This is a genomic window from Actinoplanes sp. M2I2 (assembly GCF_023544445.1).
GTDB lineage: Bacteria > Actinomycetota > Actinomycetes > Mycobacteriales > Micromonosporaceae > Actinoplanes.
Window position 1 is genome coordinate 1 of sequence record NZ_JALPVJ010000040.1, and the last position, 25,843, is coordinate 25,843.

Genomic DNA, 25,843 nt, shown 5'->3' on the forward strand with positions numbered 1-25,843 from the left:
ACAACCATTACTGGCAAACACATCCGCCCGCACCACCAGGCACATCACCGACACACCTACCGCCCCAATCCACAACAGGGGTCGATCGGCTACGCCGATCAACCCCTGTTTAACACCAGTCACCTAGCGGCGCTGTCCAGGATCGTCGGTCAACCCGCTGACGAGGTGGCGGGTCGCCGCGAGCTGCGGCGTGGCCGGCCGCAATCTGGAGCAAGGGGATCGAGAGCCGGCGTCCGGGCAAGCTCGGCGCGCTCTGAAACGACCCGCCTCGGGCCACGAAGCAGGATGACCGCGAAGTACCCCCCCACCGGCGCGAAGCGGGGTCTGATGGTCGCGAGCTGTTCGTGGAGCCGGCCGTTGCGTCCGGTCTGCAGTCGCGAACGACCGGCCGGGCGCGGCCCTGAGGTCCGCTGCCGGAGAGGGCTGATCCGGGTGCCTGGGGGCCCCGCGAAAGTGTGACAAGCACAGGACGTTGAGTCAGCTCACATCGCCATCGCGGTTTGTCCGCGTGAGCGCCGGGTAGCTCGGCCAGGATTCTGGGGGGAGCTGAGCCGCGTGACGATCTACGAGACGGTGCCGGAGTTCAGGGGCGGGCCGCCGGGCGGCGACGTCATGAGCGCCGACAGCTTGAGCCGGGTGTTGCTGTCCGCCGTGTCGGGGACGGTCGGGGGCTGGGTCGCGCGTACGCCGTTGCTGGGCCGCCGGGGTCAGCTGCCGCCCGACCGGCGGCAGTTCGAGCTGGCCCGCGACGCGTACGCCGAGGCCGTCCCGCACGACGTGGCCGCGACGGTCGACGCCGACGCGATCGCCGAGTGGATCGTGGCGCAGTACCGGGCCGCCGACTACCCGGCCGTGCTGCTCGGCTCGCCGCACGGCTCGGCCGCCCACCTGGCGGTCGCTCTCGGGGCGGCCTGGCTGCCGACCAGCGTGCCGCTGACCGTGACCTGGCCCGGCGGCTCGGTGGGGGACTGGCCCGGCGCGATGGCCTGGGGCGCCGACCTGGCCCGGTCGATCACCGCGCGGAACCCGTCGATCACGGTTCGCCAGGTGCACGATCCGGTGCGCGGTGGCCCGCTCTGCGGCTCGACCGTGCTGCTGCACCTGCGCTGGGTCACCCTCCCGGCCGCGTACGAGCGTTTCCTGCGCACCCGGGTCGCCGCCGGTGGCTGCACCCTGTTGCTGCGCGACCTGCGCACCTGGCCGGTGCGGGCGGTGTCGCCGCGGCACGGGTTCCAGGTCGGCAGCCCGGTCGGTGGCGGCAGCCCGGAAAGCTATTCGATCGCCAACCCGGCGTTCCGCCGGATCCTCGAAGCGCTCGGCGCCGCGTCCTGGCCGGAACCGGACCCGGACACCCCGCCGCGCTACGCGGAACGATCGGGCGAGCCGTCCCTGGGCGTCGATCTCGGCCGGCTCGGCCAGGAGTCGCACCGCCTGCTCTACGCCCGCCCCGAGACGCTCAGCGCCTGCGTCGCCGACCTGCTGAGGGACTGGCACGCCGAGGCGGCGGCCAGGCGCGACCAGGCGGCGGCCCCGGGCGACGCGCGCGAGCCGGCGGCGGCCCCGGGCGGTCCGCGGGGGCCGGCGGCCCCGGGCAGCGCGCCCGAGACGGCGGCCGCTCCGAGCGGTCCGCACGGGCCGGCAGCGGCCTCCGGCGGGTGGTGGCACTCGGGTGGGCCGACCCCGGCCCCGCGCAGCTCGCCCGAACGGCGGCCGGATCCGACCGGCGGCGTGGGCAACCGGGCCGTGATCGAGTGTGGCCGGCTGCTCGATCCGTGGGTGGTCCGGGCGGGCGGGCTCGTCCCGTACTGGTGCGAGTCGGCCGCACGCGCAACGGTCGAGAGCGCCGAGCTGTGGCTGGCCGGCAGCGAGCGTTTCGACGGTGTCGCCGTACTGCCCGAACCGCCCGGCCACGGCGGCGACCAGGTGGCCGGGCTCGCGCAGTGGCGTTCGCTGGGCTCGTTCGCGCGGACCCGCGAGCCGATGGACCGCTTCACGGCGAGCCGCTATCCGATGCTGCCGGTCGCCACCGGGCACGCGACCCGGATGCTGGGCGGCGCGGTGCCGGGGTCCACGGTGCCGGTGATGCCCTTGGCGTACGCCCTGGACCGCCTCGAGCGATCAGGGTCGTCCCTGGGCATGCTGTTCACCTGAGGCGGGGACGGCATCCCTCGCTCCAGGTCCTCGACGCGCTGAGCCGGGCTCTCGACCTCGGCCCGGACGCGCGACCACCTGCACCAGCTGGCCGGGACGGCGCCGAGCCGTCCCGGCTAGCAGCAGACGGCGGTACGACCGGACGTCCGGGAGCTCGTCGAGGAATGGACAACTCCGGCCCTGGTGCTGAACTAGTCGCTCGACATCCTCGCCCAGAACAGCCTCGCGGCGGCCATGTACTCCGGCTTCGCCGAGGCGCGCACCATCGCGGTGATGACGTTCGTCGACCCGGCCGGGCTGACCCTCTACCGCGACTGGCCGCGGGCGTCCCAGGCGGCGGTGGCGAACCTCCGGCCGGCCCAGGGGCGCCGGCCCCGTGACCCGCGGCTGTTGGGGCCGGTGGCGCGGCTCGCCGCGGTGAGCAGCCTCACCGCGGCGGCGTGACGCCCGGGTCCGTCACGGTGTCGAGCGGTGCTCGGCGTGCGCGCCGTCGATGCCGTCGCGGACCGGGAGGTTCAGCGTGCCGCCCCGCTCGATCGGCGTGATGCCGCTGAGCCCGTACTCGCGGGCCCGGCTCAGGAAGTCGGTCAGCGGCGACTTCATGACCTGGTAGTCGTCGAAGTGGATGGGCACGGTGATCCCGGGCCGGATCAGGCTGGTCAGCTCCACGCCCTGGCGGTCGTCCATGGTGAGCAGCATGCCCATCAGGCGGGTGCCGCCCAGGTGGATCAGCATCGCGTCGATGTCACCGAAACGCCGGGGGATCTCCTGCAGCGCGTCGTGCACCAGGGTGTCCCCGGTGATGTAGAGGCGCAGGGCCGACCGCCCGTCCACCTCGAGCTCGACCACCGAGCCCATCACGTCGGGCAGCAGCCGGTCGGCCAGGCCGGGGCCGTGCTTGCCGGGCACGGCCGTGACGCGCAGCCGCTGCCGCTCGCGGGTCCACTCGAAGCACTCCCAGGTCGGCAGGCCCCGGACGGCGAGGTGGCGCTTGCGCCGCAGTTTGCGGCAGGCGGCCGGCGTGGTCAGGATCGGCAGCGTCGGTTCGATCCACTCGCGGGCGGCCGCGTCGAAGTGGTCGCTGTGCAGGTGCGACAGCAGCACGCCGTCGACCGAGGTCCGGAGCAGCACGTCCAGCTCGGGATCGCGCAGGCGTTTGGTCCAGGCGCCGTATCCGAGGTAGACCCGGCTGCCGGCCGGCCCGAACGCCGGATCGGTCAGCAGCGTGAACTGGCCGAGCCGCAGCAGGGTGGTGGCGTTGCCGATGAAGGTGACGCTGGCTTGCATGCTGTCCTCCGGGCTGGTGCGAGGACGATTCGACTACCCGGCGAGCACCGGCTCAACCGTGTGATCTCGCAGCGACGAGGCGCCGGCGTTCCAGGTGTCCAGGATCGATCCAGCCCACAGCGAGTCGACCGCCAGCGCGCAGCGCGCCCCGAAGAGCACATCCCCGGCCAGGGCGGGTTCGGCCGCGGCGAACGAGCCGCAGAGGTCGTGCGCGGCGATCTGCTCGTGCACGGCGTCGGCCTCGACATGCTCGTCGTAGAAGGCGGTCGCGTCGGCGTCCCCGCCGAGCCGGCGCAGGCCGTTGGCGTACGACCGGTTGGGCAGCGAGGACGTCATCTCGTACGCGGCCAGGTGCCCGAGGATCATGCCGCGCCGCCGGCGGTGCATCCCGAACAGCGACATCAGGTTGTTCACGGCCAGCGTCGGCGCCCCGACCGAGTCGACGTACGCGCCGTAGGCCAGGTCGAGGTCGAACCACGACATCGTGCTCTTGAACAGCTCCTGGTGCATGCGGCGCTCGACCCCGCCGCCGTACTCGTCGGTCTGGATCTCGACCAGCGCCGCCTTGGCCCGCCCGCCGATCCGGGGGAGCGCCCACGAGTGCGGGTCGGCCTCGCGCAGGTGATAGACCGACCGGTGGGTGACGAACTCCCGGAACTGGTCGTAGGTCGCCCGGCCGCGCAGATAGCCGGACAGACCGGGCCCGTCGTCGGCCTCGACGATCTCGGCCAGCGCGGCCGGCACGGCGGCCGGGTCGGCGCCGGCCGGCGGCTCGCCCACCAGGTCGTACAGCGAGCCGAGAAAGCGGTTCTCGGCGGCGGTGCGCAGCCGCAGCATGCCGGGGTCCCACTCCCACCGGTCGTCGACGCCGTCCCAGCCCCGATAGGCCAGCTCGTAACACACGAACAGGGTCAGGTGCAGGTCTTCCTCGCCGTCGAAACGGGCAAAGGCCGGGAGTTTGGCGGCACGGCCGCTGAGCACGTCGATGAGCGCGGCGGAGATTCGACCGCGGGCCGTGGGTAGTTGCATGATCGCAAGCTTCCCGAATCCAGGGCATGTAAACGGATCGTTTCAACCGCAGCTCACGGGGCATTCCGGCGGCCATGTCCTCCACGATCGTTCCCTACCCGGACGGGCCGCTCATCGTGCGCGGCGACTTCGAGCTGCTCACCCCGGACGGGGAGCCGATCGACCCCGGCCGCGGCACCATCGCGCTGTGCCGCTGCGGCAAGTCGGCCACCAAGCCGTTCTGCGACGGCACTCACAAGGTCGTCAAGTTCCACGCCGAGGCCGGCCGCGAGACACCCGTGCCCCGCCAGGACTGATTTCGCCCCGCGTCAGGAGTCCGGCGGCGGGAGCGCCCGCTTCACGATCTTGCCGGTCGCGTTGCGGGGCAGTTCGGCCAGGAAGACCACGTCCCGGGGGACGCTGAACCGGGCCCGGTGGTGGCGCACATGGTCGCGGACGTCCTCGGGCCCGAGCGCGGCGCCGTCGCGGAGCACCAGGTAGGCCGCGAGGCGCTGCCCGTACTTGTCGTCCTGCACGCCCACCACCGCTACTTCGCGGACCTCGGGCAGATCGGCCAGCAGATCCTCGACCTCGGAGGGGAAGACGTTCTCGCCGCCCGAGACGATCATCTCGTCCTCGCGGCCGTCGACGAACACCCGGCCGGCCTCGTCGACGTGCCCGAGGTCGCCGATCGCCAGCAGCCCGCCGACCAGCGTCCGGGCCGAGCTGTTGGTGTAGCCCTCGAAGAGCATCTCGTTGCCCACGAAGAGGCGCCCGGTCGTGCCGCGGGGCACCGGCCGGCCGTCCGCGTCGAGCGCCTCGACCACGGTCCCGCGCGGCGGCCGCCCCGCGGTGCCGGGCGCGGCGCGCAGGTCGGCCGGGGTGGCGATGGACGCCCACGAGGCCTCGGTCGAGCCGTAGAGGTTGTAGAGGATGTCGCCGTAGCTGTCCATGAACCGGGTGGCCAGACCACCGGGGAGGGCCGAGCCGCTGACCGCGGCCACGGTGAGCGGCACCTCGCGCGGCGGCTGCTCCAGCAGCTGTTGCAGCATGACCGGTACGGCGATCAGGGCCGAGCAGTCGTGCTCGGCGATGGTCGCGAGCGCGTCGGCCGCGTCGAAGCGCCGGCGCAGCACGATGGTTGCCCGCAGGGCCAGGCCGATCTGCAGCCCGGCGAATCCCCAGGCGTGGAACAGCGGAGCGGCGACGAACATCCGCACCCCCGCGTCGAGCGGGATGCGGTCGATGATCGAGCACAGCGGGCGGAAACCGCCGGGTGTCGGCCGCCGGGCGCCCTTGGGCGTGCCGGTCGTGCCCGAGGTGAGCACGATCGTGCGACCGGGCCGCGCGGGCGGCTCCGGCAACCGGGTCACCCGGGGACCGCCGGCGCCGGTCCACCGGTCGCTGCCGAGCGCGGTCACCCCCGGCGGCGGCACGAACTCGTCGTCGTGGATGAGGGCGACGAACCTGGTCGCGGACGACGCCGGCGAGCTGCGGGCCGGACAGGCCGGTGTTGACCAGCACCGGGTCGGCGCCGCGGGTGGCCACGCCGATGAGCGACACGACCATCCGGGACGAGTTGCGGCAGAGCAGGCCGACACGCTGGCCCGGCCGCACCGGGAGGGCGGCGGCCAGCCGCGCGGACCGCTCGAGCAGTTCCCCGTACGTCAGGGAGCCGTCCTCGTCGATCAGCGCCACCCGCCCGGGGTCGCGGGCCGCCGCCTGCCGCAGCTCCCCGGCCAGCCCGAAGCCCCACCGGCGCAGCGCGGCGAACTGCCGCAGCACCCGTGGCGGCGGGCCGGGCCGGAGCAGACCGCGCCGGGCCATCGTGCCCAGGACGAACGCCCGGCTCGCGGTCATCGGATCTGCCGTCCGGTGATCGCCCGCGAGATGACCAGCCGCTGGATCTCCGACGTCCCCTCGAAGATCGTGTAGATCTTCGCGTCGCGGTACATCCGCTCGACGGGGTGGTCGCGCAGGTAGCCGGCGCCGCCCAGGATCTGCACGGCCTGCCCGGTCACCGCGACCGCCACCTCGCCCGCCTTGAGCTTGGACATCGAACCCTCGCCGGCCGTGAAGGGCCGCTCGTTGCGGCCCATCCAGGCTGCCCGCCACACCAGCAACCGGGCGGCGTCGATCTCGGTCCGCATGTCGGCCAGGGCGAACGCGATCGCCTGGTTGTCCACGATGGGCCGGCCGAACTGCACGCGGTTGCCCGCGTACTCCAGGGCGTACTCGTAGGCCGCGCGCGCGATGCCGAGCGCCTGCGCGCCGACGGCCGGCCGGGTCAGCTCGAACGTCCGCATCGAGGCCTGTCCGGAGGCGCGGCGGCCCTCGCGGACCCGGGCCAGCCGGGCCTGCAGGGCGTCCCGGCCGCCGAGCAGGCACGAGCCGGGCACCCGGACGTCGTCGAGGAAGACGTCGGCCGTGTGCGAGGCGCGCAGGCCGAGCTTGCGCAGTTTCCTGGTGCCGGCCAGGCCGCGCGTCCCGGGCGGCACGACGAACGCGGCCTGCCCGCGGGAGCCCAGCGCCGGGTCGACCGAGGCGGTCACGACGTGCACGTCGGCGATGCCGCCGTTGGTCGCGTACGCCTTCTGCCCGGTCAGGATCCACTCGTCGGACACCGGGTCGTGGACGGCGCGGGTACGCATGGCGGCCACGTCCGAGCCGGCCTCGGGCTCGGTCGAGCAGAACGCGGCCACCCGGGGGTCGGCCGCGTCCCCGAAGCACTGCGGCACCCACTCGACCAGCTGGTCGGGCGTGCCGGAGCCGTAGATCGCGGCCACCGCGAGCGACGTCCCGGACAGGGCCATCCCGATGCCGCCGTCGCCCCAGAACATTTCCTCGTTCGCCAGCGGCAGGGACAGCCCGCTCGGGTCGGACCAGGTGTTCACCAGGAACTCGAAGCCGTACAGCCCGATCTTGGCCGCCTCCTGCAGGACCGGCCAGGGAGTCTCCTCGCGCTCGTCCCACTCGGCCGCGGCCGGGCGGATCACGCTCTCGGCGAACCCGTGCACCCACTCCCGCAGGTCGTTCTGTTCCTCGGTGAGATCGAGCCAGAACTCCATGCGACGTCCCTCCGCAGGGGTCACTGGCCGGTAACGTTACGCAGCGCTCACGTGCCCCGCAAGATGCGGTTTCTCGCCGAAAAGCTGGAAGGCGCCGTCGGCGTGGGCGAAGGACACCGTGGCCGGCAACAGGATCGGCCGGCGGAACCGGACGTCCACTGTGCAGCTCCCGGGCAGGCGCCCCTCGAGCGCGGCGAGGCAGCGGGCCGCGCTCCACATGCCGTGCGCGATCGGCCGGGGGAAGCCGAACAGCCGCGCGCCTATCCGGGACGTGTGGATGGGGTTGCGGTCGCCGCTGACCCCGGCGTAATCCGGGCCGACCCGCGCGGGCAGCCGCCAGACCGCGGAGGCGACCGGAGCGCCGTGCTCCGGACGCTCACCCGGGGCGCCGGAACGGGAGTCCCGCGACCGCGAGAGGTACGTCGACACGCCGGTCCAGACGTCCTCGCCGTCCACGGTCGCGGTGGTCACGACGTCCACCTGACGGCCCCGCTCGTGCGGGCGCGGACCGGTGGCCCGCACCGCCAGATCCAGGGACATCCCGGCCGTCAGCGGCCGGCGCACGGTGATCCGGTTGGCCACGTGGATCAGCCCGATCGCCGCAAAGGGGAAGTCCGGCGCCGTGAGCAGGCGCAGGGCCAGGGGGAAGGCCAGCACGTGCGGATAGGTCGGCGGCAGCTCGTCGCTCAGCCGGAACCCGCAGACCCGGTCGTACGCGGCCAGGTGATCACGGTCGACGCCGACCCCCCGCCGCACCAGCTCGACGTCGGGCACCGTGTCGCCGCGCCGCCGGGCGAGCAGCCCCAGGGCCGCTCGCACCGTGCTCGGCCGGGGGTCGCGGCTCAGCTCGACGACGGCCATGGCGGTCAGGCCCCGAGCAGGCTCTGCCCGCAGACCCGCACGACGTTGCCGGTGATCGTGCCCGACCCGGGCGAGGCGAACCAGGCGATCGTCTCGGCCACGTCGACCGGCAGCCCGCCCTGGGCCAGGCTGTTCATCCGCCGCCCGGCCTCGCGCAGGGTCACCGGCATCCGGGCCGTCATCGCCGTCTCGATGAAGCCCGGCGCCACCGCGTTGATCGTGATGCCGCGTTCGCGCAGCCCCGGCGCGCTCGACTGCACCAGCCCGATCACGCCGGCCTTGCTCGTCGCGTAGTTGGTCTGCCCGCGGTTGCCGGCGATGCCGGCGATCGACGCGACCCCGACGATCCGGCCGCCCTCGGCGATCAGGCCCCGGTCGAGCAGCACCTCGTTGATCCGTTCGGGCGCGATCAGGTTGACCGCGAGCACCGTGTCCCACCCGGCCGCGTCCATCTTGGCGATCGTGCGGTCGCGGGTGATGCCCGCGTTGTGCACGACGATGTCGAGCGGCCGGCTCAGGTGCGCCGCCAGCCGGCCGGCCGCGCCGTCGGCCGTCAGGTCGAGCTGCAGCGCGCGTCCGCGCACGTCGTTGGCCACCCCGGCCAGGGCGTCACCGACGGCCGGGACGTCCAGCGCGATCACCTCGGCGCCGTCGCGGGCGAGCACCCGGGCGATGGCCGCGCCGATCCCGCGGGCCGCCCCGGTGACCAGCGCGCTCCGGCCGGCCAGGGGCCGCTGCCAGTCGGCCGGCGCCGGCGGTGTTCCCGCGCCGATCCGGACGACCTGCCCCGAGACGTACGCCGACCGGCCGCTCAGCAGGAAACGCAGCGTCGATTCGAGGGCGCCCTCGCCGCCGGGCTCGACGAGGACCAGCTGGGCCGTGATGCCCCGGCCGAACTCCTTGCCGAGGCTGCGGGTCAGCCCCTCGAGCGCGCGCTGGGCGGTGGCCTCGTGCGGGTCCCCGGCGGCCTCGGGCGGGGTGCCGAGCACGATCACCCGGCCCGATCGGCGGACCGACCGGGCGTGGGGGTGGAAGAACGCGTACAGCTCGCGGAGCCCGCCGGCGCCGGTGATGCCGGTGGCGTCGAAGATCAGGGCCCCGTGCCCGCCGCCGGTCAGCGGCTCGTCGCGGGTCTCGGCCCCGGCCCCGGCCAGCACCTTGCGCACCTGGTCGCCGAGCCGGCCGCCCGGGGCCGCACCGAGCAGCACCGGACCCTCGGTCAGCGGGTCACCCGGCCGGTGGCGCCGCAGCCGGGGCGGATCGGGCAGGCCCAGCCGCTTAACCAGGCCGCGCCCGGGGGAGGAGTTCGCGAAGCTCGCGTACCGGTCGCCCATGTGCCGCAGCCTACTCGGCGCCGTCGTTGATAGGCTACTCACCAGTAGCTATCGACACCGGTGGCTGCCGACTTCAGGGAGGCCTCGATGCGTCGCGTCGCCGTGCTCGGTGGGAACCGGATCCCGTTCGCCCGGTCGAACGGCCGGTACGCCCAGGCGTCGAACCAGGACATGCTGACCGCCGCCCTGGACGGCCTGATCGCCCGGTACGGCCTGGCCGGCCGGCGCCTGGGCGAGGTCGCCGCCGGGGCGGTGCTCAAGCACTCCCGCGACTTCAACCTCACCCGCGAGACCGTGCTGGGCTCGCGCCTCGACCCGCGCACCCCCGCGTACGACGTCCAGCAGGCCTGCGGCACCGGCCTCGAGACCGCGATCCTGGTCGGCAACAAGATCGCGCTCGGCCAGATCGACGTCGGCATCGCCGGTGGGGTGGACACCACCTCGGACGCCCCGCTGCAGCTCAACGACGACCTGCGCCGCGCCCTGCTGGCCCTGAACCGGGCCCGTTCGGTGCCCGCGAAGCTCAGGGCGGCCGCCCGGCTGAATCCGTTGCTGGCCTTCAAGCCCGACGTCCCCCGCAACGCCGAGCCGCGCACCGGCCTGTCGATGGGCGAGCACGCGGCGCTGACCGCGCTGCGCTGGGGCATCACCCGCGACGCCCAGGACGAGCTGGCCCTGGCCTCGCACCAGCGGCTGGCCGCCGCCTACGAGCGCGGCTTCTTCGACGACCTGCTCACCCCGTACCTGGGACTGACCCGGGACCAGAACCTGCGCGCCGACACCAGCCTGGACAAGCTGGCCCGGCTGCGGCCGGTGTTCGGCACGACGGACGCCACGATGACGGCCGGCAACTCGTCGCCGCTCACCGACGGCGCGTCGACCGTCCTGCTGTCCTCCGAGGACTGGGCGGCCGAGCAGGGCCTGACACCGCAGGCGTTCCTGGTCGACAGCGAGACCGCCGCCGTCGACTACGTGCACGGCGACGAGGGCCTGCTGATGGCCCCCGCGTACGCGGTCCCGCGCCTGCTGGCCCGCAACGGCCTCACGCTCCAGGACTTCGACTACTACGAGATCCACGAGGCGTTCGCCAGCCAGGTGCGCAGCACCCTGGCGGCCTGGGAGTCGCCCGAGTTCAGCAAGGAGAAGCTGGGTCTGGAGGCGCCGCTCGGCCCGGTCGACCGGGCCAAGCTCAACGTCACCGGCTCCTCGCTGGCCGCCGGTCACCCGTTCGCCGCGACCGGCGGCCGGATCGTCGCGACCCTGGCCAAACTGCTGGCCGACCGGGGCTCCGGCCGCGGCCTCATCTCCATCTGCGCCGCCGGTGGCCAGGGCGTCGTCGCCATCCTCGAGCGCTGACTCCGACCGGCTGGACCGGGGCTAGACCTGCTGGAGCGTCTTCGTCAGCCGGTCGCCGAACTCCGCCGCCGGCGCCGGCTTGCCGAAGAGGTAGCCCTGGCCGGAGGGGCAGTCGAGCTCGCGCAGGGCGTCCCAGTCGGCCGGGTCCTCGACGCCCTCGGCGATCACCGACATGCTCAGCGAACGGGCCAGCCACAGCACGGCCTGGATGATCGAGGCCTTGCGCGGGTCGGCGGCCAGGCCGGCCACGAACGAGCGGTCCAGCTTGACCACGTCGGCCGGAACCGACTGCAACCAGGTCAGGCTGCTGTAGCCGGTGCCGAAGTCGTCGAGGGCGATGCGTACGCCCAGGCTCTTGAGGGTCTCCAGCCGCTCCCGGACGTCGACCGAGGAGCTCAGCAGGGCGGTCTCGGTGATCTCGATGACCAGGCGGGACGGGTCCAGCGCCGGGTAGGCGGCCAGCAGGTCGGCCAGCATCGGCACGAAGTCCGGCTCGGCCAGCTGGCGCGGGCTGACGTTGACCGACATGTAGCCCAGGTGCTCGCCCCACTCGACCAGGTGCCGCACGGCCAGGCGCAGGACGTGCTCGCCGAGCGGCACGATCATGCCGGTCTCCTCGGCCGCCGGGATGAAGTGGAAGGGGCTGAGCAGCTCGCCCTGCGGCGTGCGCATGCGGACCAGCGCCTCGGCGCCGACGACGAAGCCGGTGCCGGCGGCCACGATCGGCTGGAACCAGATCGGCAGCGTCTCGGACAGGTCGCCGGCCAGGGCCTCGCGCAGCCGGGCCTCGGCGGCGATCCGCTCGCGGACCCGGACCCGCATGTCGTCGCTGAAGATCTGCAGGCGGTTGCCGCCGGCCCGCTTGGCCGCGTACATCGCGGTGTCGGCGGCCAGCACCGTCTCGTCGGCCTGCTCGGGGGACTCCCCGGCGGCCAGGCCCAGGCTGACCGCCACCTGCAGGTGACCGTCGCCGACCTCGAGCGGCTCGGCGAAGGCGGCCAGGATGGCCTGGCCGACCCGGGTCCCGGTCCGCGGCGAGCCGGACAGGGCGACCACGAACTCGTCGCCGCCCAGCCGGGCCACCAGCGCGCCGGCCGGGACGGTGGCGGCCAGCCGGGTGGCCAGGCCGCGCAGCAGCTCGTCGCCGGCCGCGTGCCCGGAGCCGTCGTTGACCGACTTGAACCGGTCGACGTCGAGGTAGATCACGTTGACCGGCTCGGCCCCGGCCAGCAGGACGGCCAGGTCGTCCTCGAACGCCGAGCGCGACAGCAGGCCGGTGAGCGCGTCGTGGCGTACCTGGTCCTGCAGCTCCTCCTGGTGGCGGCGGCTCGCGGTGACGTCGAGGCAGTGCACGAAGATCAGGCGCAGGTTGCCGTGGCGGTCGTGCAGGTTGGTGCCGTGCACCTCGACCCACAGGGTCTCGCCGGTGTCCTTGCGGCGGTACTGGCGCACGTTGATCGACGAGCCGTCCTGCACGGTCAGCTGGTCGAACAACCGCGGCGCGGCCGGGTCGGCCAGCTCGATGGGCAGGTCGGTGACCAGCAGGCCGGCCGGCAGCTCCTCGGGCAGGCGCAGCCAAGCCCGGTACGCCTTGTTGATCCGCAGCACCCGGCCGTCCGGCGAGAAGATCGCCATCGGCACCGGGGTCTCCTCGAAGGCGACGGTGAGCTGGGCCTCGCTCTCGTCCAGGTTCTCCTGCGCGCGACGCTCCTCGGCCTCGGTCAGCCGCCAGGCGACGACCTGGAAGGTGGCCGCGAGCAGCACGGCGACACCGTGCACGACGGCCCAGAACAGCGGGTGCTTCTGGGCCGAGTGGTGCCCGTAGGTCAGGCCGGCGTCGAAGATCCCGAAGATCGCGTGGTGGGCCGTGGTGCCGGCCAGGAACACGCCGAACGGCGCCCAGTCCCGGTAGAGGGCGAGCGCGGCGACGGCGATGAAGAAGGTGAAGTGCGCCTCGGTCTGGCCGTGCGTCATCGCCACGAAGGCGGCGCAGGCCACGGTGAAGCCGAACGCGACGAAGATCGACGGTAGCCGGCGGCCGGGCAGCAGGGCGGCGGCCAGGACGCACGGCAGCACCAGCAGGACCAGCCAGGTGGGCAGGCTCCCGCCGGAGAGCTCGTCGCGCAGCGCGCCGTAGAAGGTGAGCGCGACCAGGCAGCCGGCGAGCAGACGGGTCATCAGGCGGTGACGGCCGGCCCAGTCCTCGTCGCGCAGCCCGCCGCCGGTCGGCAGCCAGCGTTGCAGCACGTTCGCTCCAGTCACCATGCGCTCACCTTCGGCCCTCCGGGTTGCCGGGCGCGGGGCCGCCCGGTTGCGAAGCGATTGCGGGCGCGACGTGATCGTCGGCACATTCCGATACGGCACCGTTCCGTTTTTGAAGCCGGTGGCGTTACGCTCCTGACCGATACGGAACGGTTCCGTTTCGTAAGTAGGGCAAGTAAATGGGGGAACATCCATGGACGCAACCGCGGCCGCCCCGGCCGGGCATCCCCGGCGGTGGGCCATCCTCAGCGTGCTGGTCATCAGCCTGCTGGTGGTCGTGCTCGACAACACCATCCTGAACGTCGCGCTGCGCACGATCGCCGACCCGGTGCACGGGCTCGGCGCCACGCAGAGCGAGCTCGAGTGGTCGATCAACTCGTACACCCTGGTCTTCGCCGGCCTGCTGTTCACCGCCGGCATCCTGGCCGACCGCCTGGGCCGCCGGATCACGCTGGTCGTGGGTCTCGCGATCTTCGCCGTGGCCTCGCTGATCTCCAGCTACGCCGACACCCCGGGTCAGCTGATCGGCGCCCGCGCGCTGATGGGGCTGGGCGCCGCGGCCGTCATGCCGGCCACGCTGTCGATCATCGCCAACGTCTTCTCGCCGCAGGAGCGCCCGCGCGCCATCGGCATCTGGGCCGGCGCCGTCGGCCTGGCCGTGGCCATCGGCCCGATCCTGGGCGGCCTGCTGCTCGAGCACTTCTGGTGGGGCTCGGTCTTCCTGATCAACGTGCCGGTCGCCGTGGCCGGCGTGATCCTCGTGCTCGCGCTGGTGCCCGAGTCCCGCGACCCGAAGCCGGGCCGCATCGACGTCCTCGGGGTCATCCTCTCGATCATCGGTCTGAGCCTTCTCACGTACGGCGTGATCGAGGGCGGCGAGGCCGGGTTCGGCGACCCGAGGGCGTGGGGCACGCTCGCCGGCGCCGTGGTCGTGCTGGCCACGTTCGTGTGGTGGCAGCTGCGCATCGAGTTCCCGTCGCTGGACGTGCGGCTGTTCCGCAACCGCCAGTTCTCGGCCTCCACCGGCATGATCGGCCTGGTCTTCTTCGCGGCGATGGGCTCGTTGTTCTTCGGCGCCTTCTACCTGCAGCTCGTCCGCGACTACGGCCCGCTGGCGTCCGGCGCGTTGTTCGTCCCGTTCGCCGTCGGCCAGCTCGTCTTCGCTCCGCGCAGCGCCGCGATGGTCAAGCGCTTCGGCCCCAAGGCGGTCAGCACGGTCGGCCTGCTGCTGGTCGCGGCCGGCCTGGGGGTCTGGCTGTTCATCGGTCAGGACACCCCGATCTGGGTGGTCGGCGCCGCGTTCTTCATCATGGGCACCGGCATGGCCAACGTGATGCCGCCCGCCACCGAGTCGATCATGGCGGCGCTGCCCCGGGAGAAGGCCGGCGTCGGTTCCGCGGTCAGCAACACGATCCGTCAGCTCGGCGGCGCGCTCGGCGTGGCCGTCCTGGGCGCCGTGCTCTCCTCGGTCTACCGCGGCAACCTCGGCACCGCGACCGACGGCCTGCCGGCCGAGGCGGCCGAGGCCGCCCGCGAGTCGATCTCCGGGGCGTACGGGGTGGCCGAGCAGGCCGGCGCCGCCGGCCCCGCGCTGATCTCGCAGGCCAACGCCGCGTTCCTCGACGCCATGCACTACGCGGCCATCGGTTCGATGGTCTTCGCCGTGCTCGGCGCCCTGGTGGCATTCATCTGGCTGCCCGGCAAGCGCCCGGCCTCCGCCCCCAAGCCCACCTCCTCGGAGGGGCTGGCGGAGGAGCAGGGCGTGGAACTGGTCGAAGCGTGACGCGCCGGTAACATGAATGCCATGACCACGGCTCCAGTGGCCGGCCAGGAACGCAAGGCGCCTGGCCGGCCCCGCAACGCCCTCGCCGACTCCGCGATCCTGCACGCGGTGCTCGACATGCTCAGCGAGGGGCAGACCGTCGCGGCCATCTCGATCGAAGCCGTCGCCGCCCGGGCCGGGGTGGGCAAGGCCACCATCTACCGTCGCTGGGCCAACAAGGAAGCGCTGATCATCGACGCGGTGGCGGCGATGAAGGGCCCACTGCCCGAGCTGGCCGGCGTCTCGGTCCGCGACGACCTGGTCGCGCTGATCAAGGCCAACCGCAGCAACGAACAGCACAACTACGGCAAGGTCACGGCCTGCCTGATGCCCGAGCTCCTGCGCGACGACTCGATCATGGCCGGTTACCAGGCGGTCATCGAGCCGCGGCGTGAGGTGATGCGCGACGTGCTGCGGCGCGGCATCGCGAACGGGGAGCTGCGGTCCGATCTGGACATCGAGCTCACGCTGCTGATGCTGGTCGGCCCGAACATGCTCAACGGCCTGTTCCAGCACAGCCCCCGGGTGCCGCGGGAGGGCTTCGCCGAGGCGCTGGTCGACGCGATCCTGCGCGGCGCGGCCGCCTGAGGCGACCCGGGCCCGCGGCCGCCTGACGCGGCCGGGAACGAGCGAACCGGGCGTGGGCCTTGATGGCTCCACGCCCGGCTCGCGCCGTCGGGTCCGCGCCGCTCCCACCCCCGTTGCGGGAACGACCCCCCGTTTCGGATCCCTCGGCCCCACCCACTCTGCCGTCCCCGTGGAGTCCGCGGGCGGAATCCGAACGAATCCGGATGCGCGTCGCCGCGAGGGCGGGACTACTGTCGGTCCTCCGCCGTCCGACGACCCCGCGGAGCGCGTCGTGTCGCAGTTCGCCGTGCTGCCCGACCCCGGGCAGGCGCACACCCTCGACGAGGTCGCCGGCTGCCTGCGCCTGCTCAAGACGTGGGCCGGCAACCCGTCGTACGAGACGATCGCGGCCCGGGTGAACATCCGCCGCCCACCGGCGCAGCAGGTCGGCAAGACCACGGTCGTCGACTGCTTCCGGGCCGGGCGCCGCCGCCTCGACCCCGACCTGGTCGTGGCCGTGGTCGAGGCCCTGCACGCCGACCCCGGCTACACCAGCCAGTGGCGGCAGGCGCTGCGCGTGGCCAGCGGCGAGACCCGGGGCGCGGGCGCCCAGGTGCGGGTGCTCGGCCGGCTGCCGGCCCTGCCGTCCGGCTTCGTCGACCGGGCCCCGCCGATCCCGCCGGTCACCGTCGCGGTGCTGACCGGGATGCCCGGCGCGGGCAAGACGACGCTCGCCGTGCGGGCCGCCCACCGGCTCGCGGCGACCCGCCCGTTCGATCGGGTGCTCGCGGTCAACCTGCGCGGCAGCCACCCCGACCAGCCGCCCGCCGGCTCCGAAGCCGTGCTGGACGGCTTCCTGCGCCTGCTCGGCGTGGCCGGTCAGCACCTGCCGCACGGCGTCGCGGCCCGCGCCGCGGCCCTGCGGTCCCGGCTGTCCGGCGCCCGCGTCCTGGTGCTGCTCGACGACGCGGCCGACGAGGACCAGGTGCGGCCGCTGCTCGCGCCCGGCGCCGGCAGCGTCACCCTGATCACGAGCCGGCGGCGCCTGGACGGGCTGACCGAGGGCCACCACCACGCCGTGGGCGTCCTCCGGCCGGCCGAGGCTCGCGAGTTCCTGCTGACCGTGGCGCCGACCGCCGCCGATCCCGGCGAGCCGGCCGGCGCCGACCTCGCGGCGGCCGACCGGATCGGCGCGACCTGCGGTTACCTGCCGCTGGCGCTGTCCCGCGTCGCCGCCCACATGCGCGACCGTCCGGGCTGGACGCTGACCGACCACGCCGACTGGCTGGCCGAGCGCCGCGGCTCGGGCCGGCTCGACCCCGTGCTCCGCCAGGCGTTCGACGTCGCGTACAGCAATGTGCCCGGCCGCGGCCGCGACCTGCTCCGCCTGCTCGCCCACCACCCGGGCCGGACCTTCGACGCGCCCGCCGCGTCGGCGCTGGCCGGCGCGGACGCCGACGACGCCCTGCACGACCTGGCCGTCCACCACCTGGTGCTCCCGGCCGGCCCGGACCGCCCGGCCGGCCCGGACCGCTGGGCGCTGCACGACCTGGTGCGGGTGTACGCGGCGGCCCGCTCGGCCGACGAGGACCGCCGCGCCGACCGGCGGGCCGCCCTGACCCGCCTGTTCGACCACCTGCTGGCCACCGGCGCCGACCCGGCCGACCTGTCCGCGGCGGCCGCCTACGCGGCGGCCGAGGGCTGGCCCCGGCATGCGGCTCTGCTGGGAAGTTTCCAGAACGGGACCCGAGTCGTACGGTGATCCGGCACGGCCGCCTACTGGCTCCCAGCCGGCCCGGTCATTCCCGATCGGCTTCAGGCCCCGTGCTGTCCGGTCGCGGCGGGGGTCTCGGCTCGTCGTCCTCGGCCAGCGCGTCGGCGGCGGCCCGGAGCGCGGCCGCGGCGGCGTCGGCGGCCTCCTGCTCGTCCGGCGGGCTCGCGCCGGCATCGCGCCGGTGGGGGCGGGCCGCCCGGGGATCGGGGTGGGCCAGGTGCGCCGCCGCATCCGTCGCGGCCTCGGCGGCGACGTCCATGATCCGGCGAACCGCCTGCCGGGACCGGTCGGTGACCAGCGGGAGGGTCTGTTCGGCGGCGCCCACGACACGCCGCGCCGCCCGCCGCGGCCCCTCGGTCAGCGACGGCGGGCGCCACGGCTGGTCGGCCGGGCGTACCGCGGCCTCGATCTCGACCCGGAGCCGGTCCACCGCGGTGAGCAGCGCGCCGTGTTGCTGCCAGGCCGCGGCGTCGGCGTGCGGGTCGACCAGGAGCAGCCGGCCGAGCTGCTCGCGCCGCTGATACAGCTCGTCCAGCCGCTCAGCGACGCGGCCGCGGGCGATGTCGACCGGCTCCTCGCCCGCGGCGACGGCGGCCACGCCGTCCAGGGCCGAGGCGGCGACGTCGAGCACGTCGGCCAGGGCCAGCCGGGCGGCTGAGGGGTAGACCTCCGCCTCCAGGTCCGGCGGCAGGTAGAACGTCCGGTCGAAGACCTCCCGGCACAGGGTGCGGACGACGATGGTGCAGTACTCGATCGCGGTCAGGGCCGTGCGCAGGCGCGGCTGGGCCGTCCGGACCTCGCCGCCGCGGGGGTTGAGCACGGCGCTCTGCTCGGCCCGGACCAGCGAGTGGCCGGCCTCCAGCACCGACGCGCTCAGGCCCCGGGCCGCCGTGAGCCAGTCCTGCGCGGCCTGCCGGGACCAGCCGGCGCGCAGGTCGGTGGCCAGCGATCGCAGGAAGTCGCCCAGCCGGGTGGCCATGCCGGCCACCGCCGAGCCGGCCGATCCGACATGCACGGGCGGCACGATGGCGAGGTTCACCGCGATGCCGACCGCCGAGCCGATCAGCGTCTCGTACACCCGGCCGGCCGCCGCCTCCGGCGCCGAGGCGCCGCCGACGGCCAGCACGAGCATCGCGCTGATCGGCACCTCCAGGGTGTGCGGCCCGAGACGGAGGACCTGCCCGAGGACGAGCGTCACGGCCACCACGGCGCCGAGACTCCACCAGCTCAGCCCCACGACGGTGGCCAGCCCGACCGCGACCAGAACGCCGGCCAGCACACTGAGGACGCGCTGCAGTCCTTGAGCGACCGTCTGGTAGACGGTCAGCTGCACCACCAGGATGGCGGTCAGCGGCGCGAGGATCGGGGACGCCGTGGTGTTGAGCAGATCGGCGGCGACGTAGGACAGCACGGCGGCCAGCGTCACCTTGGCAGTGCGGAGCCCGGGGATCCGTCCCCACCGGGCCAGCGTGGCCGTCCAGGGGTGGCGCAGATAGGTGGTCAGCCTCATCGCTCCTCCTCGCCGGGCCGAGCCGTACCCGGCCGGGGGCGGGGCCGGCCCGGGCGGCGGGCATCGGAGGGAATCTCGTCGCCGAACCGGTGCGGGCGGCGGGGTGGACTCGTACCCGCCAGCATGCCATCCGGATCGGTCCGGGCGAATGCGCCACCGCATCGGATCGCCGCCCCCTCCGGAGATGGCTCCTCCCGACGATGGGCGGTTTCGGGCGAATGGGGACGGGTAGTCGGCCCTGATTCAGGCGTCCATGCCACCGAGTCGAAGCGCGGTGGCGCGGGGCGCCCGCGAAGGAGGATCGATGGAGCTGACAGCAACGACAACCATCCGTAAACCCGCGCCGGAGGTGTACGCGTTCTGGCGCGACTTGGAGAACCTCCCCACGTTCATGGCCCACCTCGAGGAGGTGCGCGCCACCGGCGACCGGACGAGCCACTGGTCCGCCGCCGCCCCGTTCGGCACGAGTGTCGCGTGGGACGCGGAGATCATCGAGGAGGTGCCGGCCGACAAGATCGCGTGGCGCTCGACCGGCGACGCCGACGTGCCCAACGCCGGCACGGTCCGGTTCGTGCCCGCCCCGGACGGGGTGAGCACCGAGGTGCACGTCGTGCTCGTGTACGAGATCCCGGGTGGCGCGGTCGGCAAGGCGGTCGCCAAGTACTTCGGCGAGGAACCCCACCAGCAGCTCGACGACGACCTGCGCCGGCTCAAGCAGGTGCTGGAGACCGGTGAGGTGGTCCGCTCCGACGGCGCCCCGTGGGGCAAGCGCGCCCGCAAGGAGTTCCCGCAGCGCCCGGCCCAGCCGTTGTCGGACGCCGAGCTCGAGAAGGGAGCGGACGCGTGAGGGCGAACACCTGGGCCGGCCGCAACAAGGTCGAGGTCCGCGACGTGCCGGACCCGCGGATCCTCAACAACCGCGACGCCATCGTGCGGATCACCTCGACCGCGATCTGCGGGTCCGACCTGCACCTGGTCGACGGCTATGTGCCGACCATGCAGAACGGCGACATCCTGGGCCACGAGTTCATGGGCGAGGTGATCGAGGTCGGTTCCGGCGTGCCTGCGGACAAGCTGCGGGTCGGTGACCGGGTGGTCGTGCCGTTCCCGATCGCCTGCGGCGCGTGCGCGGCCTGTGCCGCCGAGCTGTACTCGTGCTGCGAGAACACCAACCCCAACGCCGTGATCGCGGAGAAGATGTTCGGCCACCCGGTCGCCGGGATCTTCGGCTACTCGCATCTGACCGGCGGCTTCGCGGGCGGCCAGGCCCAGTACGCGCGGGTGCCGTTCGCCGACGTCGGGCCGCTGCGGATCGAGTCCGATCTGACCGACGAGCAGGTGCTGTTCCTGTCCGACATCCTGCCCACCGGCTACATGGGCGCCGAGATGTGCGACATCCAGCCCAGCGACGTGGTGGCCGTGTGGGGCGCCGGCCCGGTCGGCCAGTTCGCCATGGACAGCGCCCGGGTCCTCGGCGCCGCGAAGGTCATCGCCATCGACAAGGAGCCCTACCGGCTGCGGATGGCCGAGCAGGCCGGCCACATCCCGGTGAACTTCGACGAGGTCGACGTGCGCTCCATGCTGCTGGAACTGACCGGCGGCCGGGGCCCGGACAAGTGCATCGACGCGGTCGGTCTGGAAGCCGACCACGGCAGCGCCCACATCGCCGCGTACGACCGGGTCAAGCAGGCGGTCCGGTCGGAGACCGAACGCCCGCACGCGTTGCGCCAGGCGATCCTGTCGTGCCGCAGCGGCGGCGTGGTCTCGGTGATCGGCGTCTACGGCGGCCTGCTCGACAAGTTCCCGGCCGGCGCATGGATGAACCGGTCGCTGACCCTGCGGACCGGGCAGTGCCACGTCCAGCGCTACATGGAACCGCTGCTGGGCCGCATCGAACGCGGGGAGATCGACCCGACCCGGATCATCACCCACACCCTGCCGCTCGACGAGGCCGAGCGCGGCTTCGAGATCTTCAAGAACAAGCAGGACGACTGCGAGAAGGTCGTCCTCAAACCGTGACTCGCGGGCGGGGCCGGCCACGCGGCCGGCCCGCCCGGGCGTGCGCGGTCAGGGCCGTACGGGGTCGGCCCGCCAGACGCGGTCGAGGTAGTCGGCGACCGTACGGTCGGAGGAGAAGAAGCCGCTGTGGGCGGCGTTCAGGATCGACATGCGCGTCCACCGCTCCTGGTCCTGCCAGGCCGCCGACACCTCGTCCTGCTTGTCGACGTAGGCCCGGTAGTCGGCCAGGGTCAGGTACTCGTCGCGGTCCAGCAGCGACCGGGCCATGTCCTGCCCCACCCCGCCGAACACCCCGGATCCGATCGCGTCGAGCGCGGCCCGCAGCTCCGGGTCCGCGTCGTAGTACGAGCGCGGCCGGTAGTCCGACGACCGCAGACCGGCGGCCTGAGCGGCGTCCAGGCCGAAGAGGAAGAAGTTCTCGGCGCCGACCCGGTCGCGGATCTCGACGTTGGCGCCGTCGAGGGTGCCGATCGTGACCGCGCCGTTCAGCGCGAGCTTCATGTTGCCGGTGCCCGAGGCCTCCTTGCCGGCCATCGAGATCTGCTCGCTCAGGTCGGCCGCCGGGATGATCCGCTCGGCCAGCGTCACGTTGTAGTTGGGCGGGAACACGACGCGCAGCAGCCCCGAGGCCGCCGGGTCGGCCGCGATCGTCGCGCCCACGGCGTTGATCAGGTGGATGATCGACTTGGCCGCGTGATAGGCCGGTGCCGCCTTGCCGCCGAACAGGACCGTCCGCGGCGCCCCGAACCGGGCCGGGTCGGAGCGCAGCCGGTGGTACAGCGTGACGATGTGCAGCAGCTTGAGCTGCTGGCGCTTGTACTCGTGGAACCGCTTGATCATCACGTCGAGCAGCGCCCCGGGGTCGCCCAGGCCCAGCGCGGCCTTGGCCCGTCGCTTCTCCGAGCGCCACTGCTCCCGGAACGCGGCGTCGTCGGCCAGCGGCGCCAGGCCCGCCAGCTGCGACAGGTCGCGCAGCCAGGCGTCCGAGCCCAGCCCGGAGGTGATCAGCTCGGACAGCCCGGGGTTGGCCAGCCGCACGAACCGCCGCGGCGACACCCCGTTGGTCACGTTGCCGAAGCGGTCGGGCCACAGGGTCGCGAAGTCGTGGAACGTGGTCGACGTGAGCAGCTCGGAGTGCAGCGCGGCCACCCCGTTCACCGCGAACGTGCCGGTGACGGCCAGGTTGGCCATCCGCACCCGGCGCTCCGGCTCCTCCTGGATCAGCGACATCCGCCGTACCCGGTCGAGGTCGTCCGGGAAGCGGGAGCGGACCTCGGCCAGCAGCCCCTCGTTGATCTGATAGATGATCTCGAGGTGCCGGGGGAGCAGCCGGCCGAGCATCGCCACCGGCCAGGTCTCCAGGGCCTCGGGCAGCAGCGTGTGACAGGTGTACGCGAAGGTCTGCCGGACGATCGACCAGGCCTCGTCCCAGCCGAGCTTCTCCTCGTCGACCAGCAGCCGCATCAGCTCGGGGATGGCCAGCGTGGGATGGGTGTCGTTGAGCTGGATGACCGTCCTGGCCGGGAAGCCGGCCCAGTCGTCGTTGCGCAACCGGTAGCGCCGGACGATGTCGCGCAGCGAGCACGACACGAGGAAGTACTGCTGCTTGAGGCGCAGTTCGCGGCCCATCTCGGTGCTGTCGTCGGGGTACAGCACCTTGCTGATGTTCTCGGCCCGCACGGCGTCCTGCACCGCCTCGCCGTACTGGCCGGCCGAGAAGCGGCTCAGGTCGAACGACGCCCGGGCGGCCCGGGCCCGCCACAGCCGGACGATGTTGACGGTCTCGGTGCCGTAGCCGGGCACCAGCAGGTGACTGGGCTCGCCGTGGACGAGTTCGCCGGGCACCCACCCGTCCGGTCCGACGTGTCCGTAGAAGCCGACCGTCTGCCGGTCGTCGGGCCCGGGGAACTCCCACGGGTCACCCTGGAACGCCCAGTCGTCGGGCCGCTCGACCTGCTCGCCGCCGACGAACTCCTGCTTGAAGATGCCCAGGTCGTAGCGGATGCCATAGCCGACCGCGGGAATGTCGAGAGTGGCCAGCGAGTCGAGCAGGCAGGCGGCGAGCCGGCCCAGGCCGCCGTTGCCCAGCCCCGGTTCGACGTCGAGCGCGGCCACCTCGGCCGGGTCGAAGCCGAGCGCCTTGAGCGCGGCCGGGGCCAGGTCGGTGGTGCCGCTGTAGAGGAGGTTCTGCTCGAGCTGCGGGCCGAGCAGGTACTCGGCCGAGAGGTAGTAGACCCAGCGCGGGTTGCTCGCGTAGTGCGCCGCCGCGGTGCGGGCCCGGCGGGCGGCGAGCCGGTCGCGGACGGTGAGGGCCAGAGCCTCGTACGCGTCCTGCGCGCTCGCCGACTCGACCGTCGTGCCCCGCCGGTAGTACAGGTTGCTCAGCAGGTCCTGTTCGAACTCTGCCGGCGTGTTCCCGAGCGGCCGCAGCCCGTTGCGAAGGTCCATGCCCCGCACCCTGCACCACCGAGGTGTCCGGCGACAGTCACCCGCGCTACTTCCCGACGAAGCTCACAGCCCGGCTGTCCGGCCGGTCCATCGTGAACGCGGCGTTTCCTGATCGTTGACAGGGCGTCACGGCATCGATCAGGATGACTGCATGTCAATTTGGGAGCGCTCCCGCGTTGTCGCGGTGCTCGGGGCGGCCGCGGTGGTGGCCGCGGGCGTCGCCGCGCCGGCCAGTGCCGCGGCCGAGGTCGAGCAAGTGGTCAACGGGGCTTTCGATACCTCTACGGAACCGTTCTGGGCCAACGCGGGCATGACGCTCGCCCTCGACGACGGGCGCGCCTGCGCCGACGTGCCCGGCGGCACGACCAACAAGTGGGACGCGATCGTCGGGCAGAACGACATCGATCTCGTCGCGGGGGAGACCTACCGGTTCTCCTTCGACGCGAGCGGCGACCCGGCCGGCCGCGGTGTGCGGGCGGTCGTCGGTCTGGCCGTCGACCCGTACGACACGTATTTCGAACAGTCCCCGGTGCTGGGCGCGACCCAGCACTATGAGTGGACGTTCACCGCCGGCGCGAGCACGGCGCAGGGACAGGTCGCGTTCCAGCTGGGCGGCAGCCCGGAGCCGTGGAGGTTCTGCGTGGACAATGTGTCCCTGGTGGGTGGCGTGCCGCCCGAGGTCTACGAGCCGGACACCGGGCCCCGCGTCCGGGTCAACCAGGTGGCGTACGTCCCGAAGGGCCCGAAGGGCGCCACGCTGGTGACCGAGGCGACCACCGCGCTCCCGTGGAAGCTGGCCGACCGGGCCGGCAAGGTCGTGGCCCAGGGCCGCAGCACCCCGCGCGGCGTCGACGTGTCGTCCGGGCAGAACGTCCACAGCGTCGACTTCAGCCGCTACACCCGCAAGGGCACCGGCTACACCCTCACGGTGGACGGCGAGACGAGCCGGCCGTTCGACATCGGCGCCGAGGCGTACGAGAAGCTGCGGACCGACGCCCTGAAGTTCTATTACACCCAGCGCAGCGGCATCGCGATCGACGACGCGCTGCGCCCCGGCTACGGCCGCCCGGCCGGCCACGTCGACGTCGCGCCCAACCAGGGTGACGGCGACGTGCCCTGCCAGGCCGGCGTCTGCGACTACCGGCTCGACGTGCGCGGCGGCTGGTACGACGCCGGCGACCACGGCAAGTACGTGGTGAACGGCGGCATCTCGGTGTGGGAGCTGCTCAACGCGTACGAGCGCTCGCCCGGCCTGAAGAAGGTCGGCCTGGCCATCCCGGAGAGCGGCAACCGCACCCCCGACCTGCTCAACGAGGTGCGCTGGGAGCTCGACTTCCTGCTCCGCATGCAGGTGCCGGCCGGTCAGCCGTACGCCGGCATGGCCCACCACAAGATCCACGACCAGAACTGGACCGGGCTGCCGCTGCTGCCGCACCTCGACCCGCAGCCGCGCGAGCTGCACCCGGTGTCCACCGCGGCGACGCTCAACCTGGCCGCCACCGCGGCCCAGGCGGCGCGCGTCTACAAGAAGTACGACGCGGCCTTCGCCCAGCGGGCGCTGACCGCGGCCCGGACCGCCTACGCGGCGGCCAAGGCCAACCCCGACCGGTACGCCCCGGAGTCCGACGGTGTCGGCGGCGGCGCCTACAACGACGCCAAGGTCACCGACGACTTCTACTGGGCGGCGGCCGAGCTCTTCCTGACCACGGGGGAGAAGGGGTACCAGGCGGATGTGCTCTCGTCGCCCGAGCACACCGCCGACGTGTTCGGCGCCGGCGCCTTCGATTGGGGCAACACCGCCGCAGCGGGCCGCCTCGATCTGGCGCTGGTGCCGAACCGGCTGCCCGGCCTGCCCGCCGTCAAGGCGTCGGTCATCGCCGGAGCCGAGAAGTACCTGGCCATCCAGCGGCAGCACGCTTACGGCGTCCCGTACGCCCCGGCCGGCAACAGCTGGGACTGGGGCTCGAACAGCACCATCCTCAACAACATGGTCGTCATCGCGGCGGCGCACAAGCTGACCGGCCGGGACCGTTTCCGGGACGGCGTGCTGACCGGCCTGGACTACATCTTCGGCCGCAACGCGCTCAACATCTCCTACGTGACCGGGTACGGCGAGGTCAGCTCGCAGAACCAGCACAGCCGCTGGTACGCCCGGCAGCTCGACCCGGCGCTGCCCAACCCGCCGGTGGGCACGCTGGCCGGCGGACCCAACTCGTCGATCCAGGACCCGTACGCCCAGAGCAAGCTCACCGGCTGCGTCGGTCAGTTCTGCTACATCGACGACATCCAGTCGTGGTCGACCAACGAGCTGACCATCAACTGGAACGCCCCGCTGGCGTCGATCGCGGCGTACGTCGCGGAGCTGTAAAGGGGTCG

General features: G+C 73.3%; 18 protein-coding genes and 1 pseudogene. 10 read left to right on the plus strand and 9 right to left on the minus strand.

Annotation, left to right across the window (positions count from 1 at the left end):
* Window positions 1–555 precede the first annotated feature (555 nt).
* Both HJC40_RS43400 and HJC40_RS43405 read left to right on the plus strand, forming a co-directional pair.
* Window positions 556–2,151, plus strand: coding sequence for a hypothetical protein (locus HJC40_RS43400; protein WP_250009685.1), 1,596 nt, complete (start codon window positions 556–558; stop codon window positions 2,149–2,151).
* Window positions 2,152–2,355: 204 nt separating this feature from the next.
* Window positions 2,356–2,595, plus strand: a complete 240-nt coding sequence (locus HJC40_RS43405; RefSeq protein WP_308201010.1) for a hypothetical protein — start codon at window positions 2,356–2,358, stop codon at window positions 2,593–2,595.
* Window positions 2,596–2,607: 12 nt separating this feature from the next.
* Here HJC40_RS43405 and HJC40_RS43410 read toward each other — a convergent pair whose 3' ends face one another.
* Window positions 2,608–3,438: an MBL fold metallo-hydrolase gene (locus HJC40_RS43410; protein ID WP_250009687.1), complete on the minus strand. Its 831-nt coding sequence runs from the start codon at window positions 3,436–3,438 to the stop codon at window positions 2,608–2,610.
* Window positions 3,439–3,471: 33 nt separating this feature from the next.
* Window positions 3,472–4,467: an iron-containing redox enzyme family protein gene (locus HJC40_RS43415; RefSeq protein ID WP_250009688.1), complete on the minus strand. Its 996-nt coding sequence runs from the start codon at window positions 4,465–4,467 to the stop codon at window positions 3,472–3,474.
* A 74-nt stretch (window positions 4,468–4,541) separates the two neighbouring features.
* Between HJC40_RS43415 and HJC40_RS43420 the strand changes: the two genes are divergently transcribed.
* Window positions 4,542–4,763 carry a CDGSH iron-sulfur domain-containing protein gene (locus HJC40_RS43420; protein ID WP_250009689.1) on the plus strand — a complete coding sequence of 74 codons (222 nt, stop codon included), beginning with the start codon at window positions 4,542–4,544 and terminating at the stop codon, window positions 4,761–4,763.
* A 12-nt stretch (window positions 4,764–4,775) separates the two neighbouring features.
* On the opposite strand, the pseudogene HJC40_RS43425 reads toward HJC40_RS43420, so the two are convergent.
* The 4 genes and pseudogenes from HJC40_RS43425 to HJC40_RS43440 all read right to left on the minus strand — a co-directional run bounded on the left by HJC40_RS43425 (window position 4,776) and on the right by HJC40_RS43440 (window position 9,709).
* Window positions 4,776–6,306: pseudogene (locus HJC40_RS43425) on the minus strand (AMP-binding protein).
* The gene (locus tag HJC40_RS43430; protein ID WP_250009690.1) at window positions 6,303–7,514 is read right to left on the minus strand and encodes an acyl-CoA dehydrogenase family protein; all 1,212 of its coding nucleotides are present in this window, start codon (window positions 7,512–7,514) and stop codon (window positions 6,303–6,305) included. The pseudogene HJC40_RS43425 and the gene HJC40_RS43430 overlap by 4 nt, the downstream one beginning before the upstream one ends.
* 36 nt (window positions 7,515–7,550) lie before the next feature.
* A complete protein-coding gene (locus HJC40_RS43435; protein WP_250009691.1) occupies window positions 7,551–8,375 on the minus strand; it encodes a MaoC family dehydratase in 825 nt (274 codons plus the stop codon).
* Between the two features lie 5 nt (window positions 8,376–8,380).
* Complete coding sequence (locus HJC40_RS43440; RefSeq protein WP_250009692.1) at window positions 8,381–9,709, minus strand: 3-oxoacyl-ACP reductase; 1,329 nt, start codon at window positions 9,707–9,709, stop codon at window positions 8,381–8,383.
* Window positions 9,710–9,796: 87 nt separating this feature from the next.
* On the opposite strand from HJC40_RS43440, the gene HJC40_RS43445 reads away from it, so the two are divergent.
* Window positions 9,797–11,065, plus strand: coding sequence for an acetyl-CoA C-acetyltransferase (locus tag HJC40_RS43445; RefSeq protein WP_250009693.1), 1,269 nt, complete (start codon window positions 9,797–9,799; stop codon window positions 11,063–11,065).
* A 21-nt stretch (window positions 11,066–11,086) separates the two neighbouring features.
* Here HJC40_RS43445 and HJC40_RS43450 read toward each other — a convergent pair whose 3' ends face one another.
* The gene (locus HJC40_RS43450) at window positions 11,087–13,330 is read right to left on the minus strand and encodes a bifunctional diguanylate cyclase/phosphodiesterase (protein WP_250009694.1); all 2,244 of its coding nucleotides are present in this window, start codon (window positions 13,328–13,330) and stop codon (window positions 11,087–11,089) included.
* Window positions 13,331–13,520: 190 nt separating this feature from the next.
* On the opposite strand from HJC40_RS43450, the gene HJC40_RS43455 reads away from it, so the two are divergent.
* The 3 genes from HJC40_RS43455 (at window position 13,521) to HJC40_RS43465 (ending at window position 17,478) form a co-directional block, all read left to right on the plus strand.
* Window positions 13,521–15,110, plus strand: a complete 1,590-nt coding sequence (locus HJC40_RS43455; RefSeq protein ID WP_250009695.1) for an MFS transporter — start codon at window positions 13,521–13,523, stop codon at window positions 15,108–15,110.
* Between the two features lie 21 nt (window positions 15,111–15,131).
* Window positions 15,132–15,737 (plus strand): TetR/AcrR family transcriptional regulator, encoded by a 606-nt coding sequence (locus tag HJC40_RS43460; protein WP_250009697.1) that lies wholly within the window; start codon window positions 15,132–15,134, stop codon window positions 15,735–15,737.
* A gap of 271 nt (window positions 15,738–16,008) precedes the next feature.
* Window positions 16,009–17,478, plus strand: a complete 1,470-nt coding sequence (locus HJC40_RS43465) for an NB-ARC domain-containing protein (RefSeq protein WP_250009698.1) — start codon at window positions 16,009–16,011, stop codon at window positions 17,476–17,478.
* 37 nt (window positions 17,479–17,515) lie between these two features.
* Here HJC40_RS43465 and HJC40_RS43470 read toward each other — a convergent pair whose 3' ends face one another.
* Entirely contained in the window at window positions 17,516–19,000 is a 1,485-nt protein-coding gene (locus tag HJC40_RS43470; RefSeq protein ID WP_250009700.1) for an aromatic acid exporter family protein, read from the minus strand.
* Between the two features lie 304 nt (window positions 19,001–19,304).
* On the opposite strand from HJC40_RS43470, the gene HJC40_RS43475 reads away from it, so the two are divergent.
* Together HJC40_RS43475 and HJC40_RS43480 are read left to right on the plus strand one after the other, a co-directional pair.
* Window positions 19,305–19,847 (plus strand): SRPBCC family protein, encoded by a 543-nt coding sequence (locus HJC40_RS43475; protein WP_250009701.1) that lies wholly within the window; start codon window positions 19,305–19,307, stop codon window positions 19,845–19,847.
* Window positions 19,844–21,019 (plus strand): zinc-dependent alcohol dehydrogenase, encoded by a 1,176-nt coding sequence (locus tag HJC40_RS43480; RefSeq protein ID WP_250009702.1) that lies wholly within the window; start codon window positions 19,844–19,846, stop codon window positions 21,017–21,019. Before HJC40_RS43475 ends, HJC40_RS43480 begins: the two co-directional genes overlap by 4 nt.
* A 48-nt stretch (window positions 21,020–21,067) precedes the next feature.
* On the opposite strand, the gene HJC40_RS43485 is transcribed toward HJC40_RS43480, so the two are convergent.
* On the minus strand, window positions 21,068–23,467 hold the full coding sequence (locus HJC40_RS43485; RefSeq protein ID WP_250009703.1) for a glycogen/starch/alpha-glucan phosphorylase: 2,400 nt from the start codon (window positions 23,465–23,467) through the stop codon (window positions 21,068–21,070).
* Between the two features lie 151 nt (window positions 23,468–23,618).
* Here HJC40_RS43485 and HJC40_RS43490 point away from each other — a divergent pair, with 151 nt between their 5' ends.
* Window positions 23,619–25,835: a glycoside hydrolase family 9 protein gene (locus tag HJC40_RS43490; protein WP_250009704.1), complete on the plus strand. Its 2,217-nt coding sequence runs from the start codon at window positions 23,619–23,621 to the stop codon at window positions 25,833–25,835.
* Window positions 25,836–25,843 lie beyond the last annotated feature (8 nt).